Annotated in this window: 10 protein-coding genes and 1 pseudogene; 9 read left to right on the top strand and 2 right to left on the bottom strand. The window is 55.4% G+C overall.

The window, feature by feature from the left end; translation table 11 throughout:
• Positions 1 to 396 precede the first annotated feature (396 nt).
• Both AArcSt11_RS15170 and AArcSt11_RS15175 read right to left on the bottom strand, forming a co-directional pair.
• Positions 397 to 675 (bottom strand): annotated as a pseudogene (locus AArcSt11_RS15170) (hypothetical protein); the annotation flags it as partial.
• A gap of 234 nt (positions 676 to 909) precedes the next feature.
• Positions 910 to 1,383, bottom strand: coding sequence for a ribonuclease H-like domain-containing protein (locus AArcSt11_RS15175; RefSeq protein ID WP_353617814.1), 474 nt, complete (start codon positions 1,381 to 1,383; stop codon positions 910 to 912).
• A gap of 27 nt (positions 1,384 to 1,410) precedes the next feature.
• On the opposite strand from AArcSt11_RS15175, the gene AArcSt11_RS15180 reads away from it, so the two are divergent.
• The 9 genes from AArcSt11_RS15180 (at position 1,411) to AArcSt11_RS15220 (ending at position 12,521) form a co-directional block, all read left to right on the top strand.
• Positions 1,411 to 2,058 carry an L-threonylcarbamoyladenylate synthase gene (locus AArcSt11_RS15180; protein ID WP_250598325.1) on the top strand — a complete coding sequence of 216 codons (648 nt, stop codon included), beginning with the start codon at positions 1,411 to 1,413 and terminating at the stop codon, positions 2,056 to 2,058.
• A gap of 158 nt (positions 2,059 to 2,216) precedes the next feature.
• Positions 2,217 to 3,350, top strand: a complete 1,134-nt coding sequence (locus AArcSt11_RS15185) for an amidohydrolase family protein (RefSeq protein WP_250598327.1) — start codon at positions 2,217 to 2,219, stop codon at positions 3,348 to 3,350.
• A 1-nt stretch (position 3,351) separates the two neighbouring features.
• Positions 3,352 to 3,711 carry a Rieske (2Fe-2S) protein gene (locus tag AArcSt11_RS15190; RefSeq protein ID WP_250598331.1) on the top strand — a complete coding sequence of 120 codons (360 nt, stop codon included), beginning with the start codon at positions 3,352 to 3,354 and terminating at the stop codon, positions 3,709 to 3,711.
• A 129-nt stretch (positions 3,712 to 3,840) separates the two neighbouring features.
• On the top strand, positions 3,841 to 5,262 hold the full coding sequence (gene leuC, locus AArcSt11_RS15195) for a 3-isopropylmalate dehydratase large subunit (RefSeq protein WP_250598332.1): 1,422 nt from the start codon (positions 3,841 to 3,843) through the stop codon (positions 5,260 to 5,262).
• Complete coding sequence (leuD, locus tag AArcSt11_RS15200; RefSeq protein WP_250598333.1) at positions 5,259 to 5,879, top strand: 3-isopropylmalate dehydratase small subunit; 621 nt, start codon at positions 5,259 to 5,261, stop codon at positions 5,877 to 5,879. The genes leuC and leuD overlap by 4 nt, the downstream gene beginning before the upstream one ends.
• A 96-nt stretch (positions 5,880 to 5,975) precedes the next feature.
• Entirely contained in the window at positions 5,976 to 7,046 is a 1,071-nt protein-coding gene (locus AArcSt11_RS15205; protein ID WP_250598334.1) for a phenylacetate--CoA ligase family protein, read from the top strand.
• A gap of 162 nt (positions 7,047 to 7,208) precedes the next feature.
• Positions 7,209 to 7,373 carry a hypothetical protein gene (locus tag AArcSt11_RS15210; RefSeq protein ID WP_250598335.1) on the top strand — a complete coding sequence of 55 codons (165 nt, stop codon included), beginning with the start codon at positions 7,209 to 7,211 and terminating at the stop codon, positions 7,371 to 7,373.
• 26 nt (positions 7,374 to 7,399) lie between these two features.
• On the top strand, positions 7,400 to 8,089 hold the full coding sequence (locus tag AArcSt11_RS15215; protein WP_250598336.1) for an SOS response-associated peptidase: 690 nt from the start codon (positions 7,400 to 7,402) through the stop codon (positions 8,087 to 8,089).
• Positions 8,090 to 8,285: 196 nt separating this feature from the next.
• A complete protein-coding gene (locus tag AArcSt11_RS15220) occupies positions 8,286 to 12,521 on the top strand; it encodes a sacsin N-terminal ATP-binding-like domain-containing protein (RefSeq protein WP_250598338.1) in 4,236 nt (1,411 codons plus the stop codon).
• Positions 12,522 to 12,664 lie beyond the last annotated feature (143 nt).

A 12,664-nucleotide genomic window follows, 5' to 3' on the forward strand; every position in this document is an offset into this window, starting at 1 on the left:
GAGTTGAACTGGAAGCTAGCGGTTCAATTGTCGAGAACAGACTGCTCAAGGGTATCTTGAGTGGGAAACCACCGTGTGAGAAATAATACGTCGAGTGATGTACTGCCAACACAGTTACACGCTCATCTCGAGAGTATCTCTCTATTCACCTGTAACTAGATCTATTACGGTTATTGTTCAAAGGCTTTCTACATAAAGCTTCGTCAGACAATAGTTCCTTTTTAGATTGTGTTGTATACTACCGGCTGAGAGGTCATCGGCTATCTTAACCACCGATACCGTTTATCACGCTGTTTCACCCACCCATCCCCCACCCTGCTCTCGTGGTTTTACACATCGATGACGGGGGGAGGGAGTTATGGATTGTCTGCTCTCCTGGATTCGATTGAGCAATCATTGGCTGGACGCGATCTGGGCGAGTGTCGTCGTCGCATGGCCGTATGCGTCGACCCAGAAGGCTGGCCCATCGTGCAGGAGGTGGTCGAGCACGAGCGATTGCAGGATAGGGACGCCGCGGCCTACATTCACGTCGAGCAGCGTGATGCCGTCGTCGAGCTGTGGCAGCAGCATCTCGTCCGTAGCCGGATCGCCTTGGTCAGCAAGGGACCGATTGCGGTCTGCGCCCCGAGTTGGCTGGTCCACCGCCAATCGGTTCGACGTTGAGTGTTCTCCCACACTCGACTAGTTGTCTACGTTCCCGATAAGCCGCGGCGTGGCGCTTCCGCGCTTCAGGGAAGGGCTAGAAGGTATGTAGAACCGGACTCAGGCAACGGATTTCTGCTATCGTTCGATCGTTTTCGAGAACGTTTCCAGAGAGGAAGGCGGATAGCATCGTCGGATTAACCAACAGTTCGGGGGTCACAGCTCAATCGTTGGTTAAGAACTTCTGAACCCATGGTGATATCGCGCTCACGTAATTCTGCTGACGGCCCCCGCATATCCCCCGAGCCTACGATCTGATCTGATCTGATCGACGATTGTTCTCAGTGAGGTTACATCGTCGTTGTTGTACTGTTTGAGTCGATCCCAGTCTGGTTCTTCGCCGTCGAGGTGATATCGCGTGTACTTGCTCCCGACCACAAATCCATCGACAGTCGGGTCTTGGTATTCAAAGCCGAGTGCGCTCGCTACGACGTCCAATTTATGCCGATTGAAGGGCCCGAAGAGCTCCTGATGTGCAGTTATCCCGGGGTCGTGTGCCCGCTCCAGATGGTCGATCCCCTCAGTGATGGCGTGTTCGTCGAATCTTCGACTGAGACACTGTTCGTCGAAGTAGTTCCCTCCGTAGTAGATGATTGGCTCGGTGCTATGGTGATTAAGGTACTCAGACACCTCCTGAAGTAGTGCTGACTCGTCGTCCGTTATGACTAATACAAATATTATTTATACCGACAACAAAATACAAAAACTATGGCAGAAGGAGACTCATACGAAGTTTTGGAACCCAAACCGGAAAACATTGAACGAGCGGCAGACTGTCTGCAAGAGGGCAGACTCGTGGTAGCACCATCGGACGCCAATATGGGTCTCGCCGTTGACCCTCATGACATCGATGCCATCGATAGGGTCTATAAAGTGAAGCAACGCGATCGGTCGAAACCGCTGACGCTGATGTTCCACGACCCTTCGGACTGGACAGAGTACGGTTCTGTCCCGGACGCGGACGTGATGAACGGGTTCGTTGAGGCGTTCTGGCCTGGGCCGCTCAATATTGTTGTGAACAGACAGGACGTGTTCCCGGACGAACTGGTCGGTGGGATGGAGACGATTTCACTGGCGTGTTACGAGAACCCGACGTGGCGGGCATTTGTCGAACATGCGGAACCCATCGCCATGACCTCCGCAAACATCTCGGGGGAAGCCGACGGGCAGCTTGTCGACCGAGGGATGGCTGAGGAACACGTCGGCGAGGCCGTCGAGTACATCATCGACGGCGGACCTCACGAGACGACGCAGTCTACGACGATCATCGATCTCAGCGACACGTCGGACCCCTCGGTCCTCCGGCAGGGTGATATCAGCGTGAGTCAGCTTAACGACGTCCGCGACTGCTTCTGACAATCGGTAACTCTCACGGCGCCAGTTCGTTTCAGACCGTCGTTTCACCCCGATTTTCCAGGGACGCACATCCCAGTATCAATTCTAATCATCTATATATAGATTATATTTACACTAATAAGGAAAATTTTAAAAGGTTCCAATAGGTATGGAACCTCGTGGCCAGCAAGACCAACGATTCGACACAGACCACAGTTGTCGCAGACGCGGATGCACACATCACTGAGACATTCAGTGAGATAGCGAAGTACATTGACGAGGGCGAGTTCGGTGACGTCAAGAGAATCTGTGAGACGGCAGAACTCCCGCTCAACGACATTATGCACCTGAAGCGAGCGACGCCGTCACAGCCGTTCAACGACGAAGGCCGCTCCGGTTCCGACGTGCTCACGAACGAGATGTCGGTGGAGAAGAAGCTCGAAAACATGGACGAGTTCGGTATCGACTGTGGGATTATCACCCCCACGCTGTCGATACTTCTCCCGACCGTCAACCGTCCGAGGTACGCCGTGGCGCTTGCGGAAGCGTACAATCGGTACATCTTCGACCGGTTCGCGGTGGGCAACGACCGTCTAAAGGTCACGGTCACTGTGGCCCCTCACGATCCGGAGCGTGCCGCCACTGAGATCGAGAAACATGCAGACAAGGAAGACGTCGTCGGCGTCCAGATGTCGGCGACTGGACTTGTCCCGCCGCCGGGGGCACGGAAGTACGACCCGATATATCGCGCTGCTGAGGAGAACGACCTTCCCGTGCTGTTCCACTCGGGACTCAACACCGCCGACGGGTTCCCAGTTATCTCGCGGACGGCGAACTACTACGTCGAGGAACACGCCGTCAACCACCCGTTCTCTCATATGTGGAACCTCACCACGATGATTTTCCGAGGTGTCCCTGAGCGGTTTCCGGACCTGGATATCGTGTTCCAGGAGGCCGGAATCGGGTACATCCCCTACTTTATGTGGCGCCTCGACGACCACTACCTGGACCGTGGCGACGAACTCCCACACCTGAACCAGCTCCCCAGCGACTACATCGAGGACAACTGGTACTTCACGACCCAGCCTATCGGACAGACGCGCAAACCGACCGGTAGCGGTGCTCAGGACCACCTCGCCAACATCATCGAGATGGTCGGGGCGGAGAATCTCATGTTCGCGACTGACCTCCCACACCCGGATTTTGATGTTCCGAACGAACTCGAAGACCGTGTCCAGTCGAAACTCGATCAGGACCAGATAGACGCCGTCATGGGGCAGAACGCGATCGATGTATTCGAGTTCGAAGTCTGATATGTCCGACAGAACCCACCAGATAGAGGACGCCGACCGGCTCGACGAGCACGGTTCGCGAATCATTATAGAAATTGATGGTGTCTCGGTAGCCGTCCTCAACGTGAACGGTGAGTACCACACTATTCCGACCGTCTGCCCACACGTCGGCGGACCGCTCGGCGAGGGGGCGCTGGCCGGGCAGGCGACGATAGATGAGTGTGGTGAGATCGGCTACGACGACACGGAGGAGGTCATCGAGTGTCCATGGCACACGAGACGGTTCGACGTAACCACCGGCGAGAACGCCGACGCGTCATGTTTTCAGATACCGACCTTCGATACGTGGGAAGAAAACGGTGAGATATACGTAGCCCTCTGAGACCCGACACCGAGAAGGGCCGTGTGTCTCACGACACACAGCCTGCTGTAGCGGGTTCCACGACGAGATAGTATTATGTTACGAACACTCTCACGAAGGAGTTCTCGTAGTAACAGACTGAGGCCTATAATGAGTACGCAAACACTGTACGACAAGATTTGGGAGAGACACAAAGTAAAGACGCTACCGAACGGACAGGACCAGCTCTTCGTGGGGCTCCACCTGATTCACGAAGCGACGAGTCCACAGGCATTCGAGATGCTCCGCGAAGCGGAGTTAGAGGTCGAACGGCCGGATCTGACCCATGCAACTGTCGACCATATCGTCCCGACCGACGAACAGTCACGACCTTTTGAGGACGAGGCTGCGGAATCGATGATGGCAGAGTTGGAGACCAACACCCAACAAGCGAACATCGAGTTCTCTGACCCGGAAAGCGGTGACCAGGGTATCGTCCACGTTGTCGGACCGGAACAGGGGCTGACCCAACCCGGGATGACCATCGTGTGTGGCGACAGCCACACGTCGACACACGGTGCGTTTGGTGCGCTGGCGTTCGGTATCGGTACGTCGCAGGTGCGGGACGTATTCGCCAGCCAGACGATCGCGATGGAGAAACAACGAGTCAGAAAGATTGCGGTCAGCGGCGAACTCGACGACGGCGTCGAAGCAAAGGACGTCATTCTATCGATTATCCGGCGACTGGGAACCGATGGCGGCGTCGGGTACGTTTACGAGTACGCCGGTGAAACGATAGAAAACCTCGACATGGAAGGGCGGATGAGTATCTGTAATATGTCCATCGAGGGTGGCGCCCGTGCCGGCTACGTCAACCCAGACGAGACGACTTTCGAGTGGCTCGCGGCGACGGACCGATTCGAAACCGATTCCGACCGATTCGACGAGCTACGGGAGTATTGGGAATCTATCCGAAGCGACCCGGACGCCACGTACGACGACGTGGTTGAAGTCGATGCCGGCGAACTGGAACCGATGGTCACTTGGGGAACGACGCCCAGCCAGTGTGTCGGTGTCACGGAACCGATTCCAGCGCCAGAGGATCTTCCGGCGGGCAGGCGAGAGACCGCTGTAGAGGCCCAGGCGCACACGGGCGTTACGCCCGGTGAGACGATGGAGGGGCGCGAGATAGACGTGGCCTTCCTGGGCTCCTGTACCAACGCTCGCCTCCGGGACCTCCAGCGGGCGGCGGACATCGTCGAGGGGCGGCAGGTCCACGATGACGTCCGCGGGCTCGTCGTCCCTGGTAGCCACCGGGTCAAGGCCGCCGCCGAGGAACGGGGCTTCGATGAGTTGTTCACCAATGCGGGATTCGAGTGGCGTAATCCGGGGTGTTCGATGTGTACCGGGATGAATGCTGACAAGCTCGAAGACGACGATGTCTCTATCTCCTCCTCGAATCGGAACTTCGTCGGCCGACAGGGGTCGAAAGATGCCAGTACGATTCTGGCCAACCCGCAGATGGTCGTCGCAGCGGCGGTCACCGGTACTGTGATAGATGTCCGTGAGCTGAAAGAGGAGGTTGCCGTATGACTGACGCTGTCGAGCCGATTCCCTCTGTAGAGTCAGTCACGGGGACGGGCATCCCGATACGGGGTGACGACATCGACACCGACCAGATACTCCCGTCCCGCTTCATGAAGGTCGTCACCTTCGAGGGGCTCGGTGAGTTCTCGTTCTTTGACAAGCGGTTTGACCGCGATGACAATCCGAAAGACCACCCTATGAACGAGGACCGGTTCCGGGACGCCAGCGTGATGGTAGTCAACGGGAACTTCGGCTGTGGCTCCTCCCGGGAGCACGCTCCCCAAGCGCTGTTGCGCTGGGGCATCGATGCGATAATCGGGGAGTCGTTCGCCGAAATATTCTCCGGGAACTGCTTGGCACTGGGCATCCCCACGGTCACCGCGGACGCTAAAACGATCGACCACCTGCAGGAGTGGGTCAAGGGGCATCCGCGAGAGGAGATCACGGTCGATGTGGCGGACAGGACTGTCAGCTACGGCGAGCACACTGCGACGGTCACCGTCGACGACGTCCAGCATGAGGCGCTGGTCGATGGCACGTGGGATATGACCGCGCTACTACGGTCGGATAGTGACGCGATAGAGCGGACTGTCGCCCAGCTACCGTACGTCCCACAACGGTAGCCGTCCACCACGATACCGTCGGTCCCACGATTCCACAAGCATTTTTACAACTACAGATAATTTGGTATTATGTATAATGGTTATGGGCTGAATATCGTGAACGCACAGATACACCGTCTCCGGGACGGGCCATACGGTGATTCGCTCGCACCCGACGTAGACGCGGTGTCCTCGTGGGATGAGTTCCGTGAACTCCCGCTGACGACCGCGACCGACGTCAACCGTGCTGTCGCGGCCGCTCCGGTGCCATCCGACCTCGCGACGATCTCATACACTGCACTAGACGGGACGGAACTCCCGGTCCACGATACGTTGGCTGACGAGCAATACATGGCTGCCATCAACGCCAAATACTTTCAGCAGGCTGGATTCCGCCCGGGTGACCGCGTGTTGAACTGCTTCCCGTATACGGCAACCGGCGGTGGGGAGGTATTCGAGAAAGGGTTGCGGGCACTGGGCGCCGAAGTCGTTCCGGCGAGTGACGCGACGGCGTCGACCCTCCAGACACTGTTATCTGACCACCTCGACGGGCTGTGTGGACCACCCAGCACGGTCCTCGCGATGGAAGAAGACGTCAGCAGCGGTGTCGACATCTTCCTCGGGGCTGGGGAGCCGTTCACCGGCATACCGGGCCGGCGTAGCAAAGTCAAAGAGCGGTTGGGCGCTGAGACGGCCGTGGATTACTTCGGGACGCGCCACGCCCAGCCCATCGCCGTCGAGTCGGCCGCCGAAGATGGTCTTATGGTCTGTGACGACTACGTGCTCGTGGAGATCGTCGACCACAATATCGGCCAGACACTCCCGGCAGGGACGTACGGGGAAGTCGTCATCACGCACCTTCACAAGACCGGCACACCGCTGTTCCGGTGTCGAACGGGCGATGTCGCTCGTCTGACGAGGCGAGACGGCAATCCCTGTCTGCCGGACAGCATTGTGGGGTCACGGGACGAGTCGGTGCGGGTCAGCGACCGGACGGTGTACAAGGCAGGACTCAGAAACGAGCTCCTCCGATTCGAGGGGCCGTCTGGCGACTTCGAGGTAGAGACCCACGGTGACAGCTCCTACAGTGTGGTGTACGAGGGCGCAGACCACGGCGAAGACATCCTTGGCGCGCTCGAAGCGACCCAGCCGGTAGCCCCGACGACGGTGAGGGCCGTCGACGACTAAACCATCGTCCTCACTGGGGTGGTGTTCCTCAACGCGAACTACGGCGGTGCAGTGGCTGTCCTCCCGCTGCCCTCGAGTGTTTCGACCCGCCGCCACGTTCGAACTCACCGATCTTCCGTTCGTTGCAGCGAATTCTAGAGGTATATCTCGCTCCCGACGCCGATGGTGCGGAACGCGTCTGGCAGGCGCTCGGTGAAGGATTTTCTCGACCTCGAACCCGGTGCAGGGGGTTCCGACGAACAGGTCGACTTTGTCATCAAGCCAGTCGGCTGTGATTGGTCTCTTGCCATCTTCCTGACCCACGAGATTCCTGTGCGACCACGTTGAAGATGCTTTTCCCCGTAGTCCTCCGTATGTGTGGCCGGAACTCGCTTTTCATCGACCAGGCCGACCTCGAGGCTCGCTTCGACGCCGAGGTCGTCGCGGACGGCGGGTACACACCTCGATACAACATCGCGCCTGGCGAGGACCTCCACATCATCACGAACAAGGCTTCCGACGAGATCGACGCCTACCACTGGGGGCTGATTCCGTTCTGGGCGGACGAACCCGAGGAGGGCATCATCAACGCTCGCTCCGAGACTGTCGACGAGAAACGCGTCTTCGAGCGGGCGTGGGAATCACGTCCCTGCCTCGTCCCCTCGTCTGGGTTCTACGAATGGAAATCGCCGAACGGCGGGTCGAAGAAGCCCTATCGGATTTACCGCGAAGACGAACCTGCCTTCGCGATGGCCGGACTCTGGGACGTCTGGGAGGGCGACGACGAGACGATCTCGTGCCTCACGATTCTCACGACGGAGCCGAACGACCTAATGAACTCAATCCACGACCGGATGCCGGTCGTCCTCCCAAAGGACGCGGAATCTGACTGGCTCACCGCAGGCCCGGACACTCGCAAGGAACTGTGCCAACTGTACCCAAAGGACCACCTGTCCGCCTACGAGATTTCGACGCGGGTCAACAACCCCGGAAACGACGATCCCCAGGTCATCGAGCCGCTGGACCACGAGCAATCGGGCCTCGGCGAGTTCAGGTCGGAATGAGGCCGTATTAGAACAATTAGCACACCAAAGAGCAGGGTAAACGCTGAGGTTGATAAGTTCAGCGACCCTGCAAGATGATCCTTCGGTCTAGTTGTTCTTCTATATCGTTGCGACCATCCGTGCTCTCACCCTCGAAAGCCGATCAATAGGGAACTTGGTCAACACGAATAAACCCCTCGCCCGATTGACTGAATGTATGCCAAATACTTCGCCTGAAGAGTGGGGGAGTTGGGTGGAAGACCAACTCCAGAAGATGGAAGACGTGTACCATCGGGACGAAGATCGACTCTTTTCAGACTATAATCGAGAGACAAAGCATATTGACGGATATTCTGGTCGTGGATTACTGGAGCTCATTCAGAACGCTGACGACGCCGGCTGGGAATCGTCCGGTTCGGTTGACGTCCTAATAGAACTGACAGAGGAAGGCCTATTCGTTGCTAATAGTGGGGAGCCCTTCTCCCGTGAGGGAATCAGTTCGTTAATGCTCAGCGACAATAGCCCGAAACAATTCCGGGAGGAATGTATCGGCTACAAGGGACTTGGATTCCGGTCTATTTTGAATTGGAGTTCGGACGTGCTCATACACAGCGGAGACGTATCGATCGGATTCTCGGAACAGTTCGCAGCTGAGTTTTTAAACAAACTCCGTGCTGAAAACGACGAAATTGATAGGAAAGCTAAGCGATACGAGCAGCGGGGAACCTCAAATCCAATCGCAACGCTGAGCACGCCACGACTTCTCTCAGAGAGCGACGTTGTAGATACACGTTTCGAGGAAGTCCACAAACAAGGCCAGCAGATCAAGGCTCGAGGCTACGACACTGTAATCTGCATTCCTCTGTTTGACAGCGACAGTCGAAACCAAGTTCAGAAGGAGATCAACTCCCTATTCAAAGAGCTCACGCTGTTCCTGCGGAGCGTAGATGATCTTCGGATTCGCAGTCCAGAACGAGAAGAGCACTGGAGTGTCAAACGCGGGGAAGAGAAGGTTATTGTTGACCACGGCAGCGGCGAACCGACTACGTGGAAAATATTCAAAGACTCGGGGGAAATTCCGGAGGAATATACCACCGCTTCGCAAACCAAAGATCGGTACGAGATTAAAATCGCTATACCAGAGGATACCAGAAGCAAGGAGCTACCATCTGATCTCTTTGTTTTCTTCCCTACCAAGGTCTCGTTCCCATTTCCGATGTTGGCGCACGCCACTTTCCAGGTGACAGAATCACGAAATCACCTGATAGAGAGCGATGCGAATCGATTTGTCGCTGAACGATTAGCGTCGAAGATGATTGATGCAGCGGAGGATCACCGATCTGAAGAAACCCCGTGGGCCGCTCTCCGTACAGTTTCACCCACTGGACCAATCGGTTCTACGCTAAACAACCTCGGAGCACCAGATGAAGCTCAAAGCTCATTCAAGCAGTTACTTGAGTCAGAAGTTGCTACGCGGTCACTCATCCCAGTGCAGGATGGTTCCTTTACAACACCCGCAAAGGCAAAGCGAATTTCCGGTGATTTTGATGACCTACTCCAAGGAGAGTTATTCGACGATGTCTGTCTTCACACGAACAGTCAGGATGTGAAGAACCAGCTGGATCGTTTAGACGTTGGGCACATCAACTACACAGACCTACAAACGCGACTTGATACTATTTCAAGCGACCTTTTTATGACAACCCGAGCAGGCATCATCACCCGTCTCGTCGATAATAATCTCATTGGAGACGAGACTCCACCGCGTCTTCTGGTTGATGGTGAGGGGAATACAATTCCGCCTGAACGAACTACTTTCCTCCCACCACAGGGAGAGTCGATTACACTCCCCTCATGGGTTCCAAGAGATATTCTTCACCCTGATCTTGCATCAAAGCTGCAGTCAAGCTGGGGATTAACCAGTATTCGAGATCTGCGAATGAAGCTATCGTCGTTTAATATTCGTGAGTACGAGCTTTCAGGGCTAGTCCAAGCGGTTGTCACCGAAGCGAACGACCGCGTTTCTCAGAATCCGGACTCAGAGGCACATTGGCGCCGGAAGATGCTACGTGGGCTGTGGGACCTCTACGAAGCCGGTGCCAAGGGGGTGAGCCTCACAGAAGTCTCGATTGTTATTCCGACACGTACCGGGACTTTCGCAAAGGCCAGCTCTCTCTATCTAATGGGTGAGTACCCCAACGGCAAATTGGTCGAACATCTGTATGAGTCAGTAGATCAGGAGCTGTTCGTCGTAAGTCCCACAGAATTAGACTTCTGTGACGATGTAAGCAAGCTAGAGTCGTTCTTGCTTTGGTTGGGTGTCGCCGATGAGCCGCGATTAGAGCGACGTGAGATGAGTAATTCTGACTTCTTCGACCACGTCCTCGAGACATTAGACTATCCAGCTGAGTTCGGGAGTGAAACAAAAGAAACCCCGAATGACGTTACGTCGACACGGAATTATCGGCTACGAAGGGTCGAGACAGTCGACCGACTTGAGGAGATCGTCGAAAGGGCACATCCGTATGCGATACTCGCGTGGCTTGCGACGATTCCAGAGACGACCAATCGCTGGCGGAAGAATGGATCAGACGCGATACTTGAGATCAAACCCAAGTACCACCAAAATTGGAAATCACTTAACGAGCAGTCTGTACCTTCCCACCCTTACTGGATTCTCCGAACGAGCCAGTGGCTTCCTGTCCAAGGTGAAGAGACTAATCTTCAGACCCCACAGACCTGCTCGACTGCATCGTTAGCGGAGGATATCTCGCCATTAGTTGGATATCCGGCAGTAGATCCAGAATATCCGCTCTTCTCCGAACTGGGTGTTGACGAAACTGATATCTCCAAAACGCTCCGAGACCTGGGTGTAACGAATACACTCGCCGATCTTTCGTGGGAATCGTTCTACGAGATCCTGTTTAACCTTCCTGATCGCGATCCGGACGGAAAGGTGGCAAAGCGGGTCTATCGAACCTTGCTAAAGAACCGCGAAAGTGACGAGACTCCACCAGCATCTCTGCGTGCTGATTTCATCGAGAATGGGGAAATGTTCGGAACTCACGAGGGAGTCGAAGGATACTATCCGGTGTCGGAGCTGCGATACACAAACACCGACTCAATTCCTGCGCCAGTTGAGAACAGATACCCCTCACTGATGCTCGATAACCGCCAAGGTACTGAGAAGGTGAAACAGTTCTTCGGCGTAGAGGGACTCACAAACTCTGATATCAACATTTCAGACGTCGACTACGACCACCACCTGTATATGGACGAGTTTTCGCAGGAGGTTGATGAGTTGAAGCCGTTCATTTACGCCTTCAGAGTTGATGGCGACGATAATCGCCGGGAGCTACGGGCGATACGCGATGCAGAAATCGTCCTATGTAACGCGGTAAAGGCGACTGCATCAGTTGGTAGCGATACCTTCGATATCGAACTTCAACCAGGATCGTACCTCATTGACGATTCGACAGTGTATGTTGTGCCCGATATTCTCGACGGGAGGCCACAGGTGACTGATGACCATCTTGCTCGGTTGGTTGGAGATGTTTTTTCAGATGTCCTCGATAAGAAGCTGAGCAAGGATATTCTCTCGCTCGCAACGGCAAATGATAGGCGTCAGCGTTTGGAGGTGCTCTTAGGTGACGAATCCGCGCATGAACGCTTACGTGAATCTAGAGCGCTCCTCACAGGTGAGACCTCTGAAGAGTCGGACTCGGTTTTCACTGCGCCTGAAGTCACAGACGGAATGGATCGAACCAAAAAAACAGAAAGAGATCGATCGGAAGATAGTCCCTCGCGTGACGGAACGGCTGTCAATTCACAACAGCCGACCGATGAGACACCTGCTTCGACAGCACAATCTGGCATCGACGAATCGATAGAAGGCGTTTCATCAAAGCAACAGGGCTTCGAAACGGTTGAGGGAAGATCCATCACGATTCGCCGAACATCGCAGACATCACAGAGTCGGTCGACATCGGGAACATACGATGTACCCGATTCTGAAGGAGCCGAAAAACTCGCATACTGGTTCGAAATTGACGCGGGTCGTTTCCCAATCCTCGTTTCACATATCCAAGGAAGCGAAAGCTATGGGTGTGACGTATTGAGTTTTGAGACGGAGGAACGAAAAGAGGCATTCGAATCAGACCCTGACAGAACCCTCATAGATCGATATATCGAGGTGAAAAGCAGTACAAGTCAACAGGGATACGTAACTTTGGATGACGGCCAGGTCCAACAAGCTCTGACCCGTCAAGAACGGTTCTATCTCTATCGAGTGTATGATGGATCCAGCGAGGACGGGTCGTATGAACTGGCAGTACTCGAGAATCCGTTAGCGCATGTAGACGCGGTTAAGCGGAAAGCTTCGATAGATCCATATCGCACCGAGGAGGCCATTCGCTACTCTCTGGATCTTATTTCTGACGAGCAAGACGATTGAAATCCAAGCCTCAGCTTCCGAGACGTGTTATTCGGCGAGAAAGTCGGGCGAATCTGAAAAATCTGTATCACGTACGCCCGTACGCGATCAAACCGTCCTGATTGGAACCACCGACAATCGGGCCTCGGCGGGTTCAGTTCGGG

It is taken from the genome of Natranaeroarchaeum aerophilus, assembly GCF_023638055.1.
In the GTDB taxonomy this organism is placed as follows: domain Archaea; phylum Halobacteriota; class Halobacteria; order Halobacteriales; family Natronoarchaeaceae; genus Natranaeroarchaeum; species Natranaeroarchaeum aerophilum.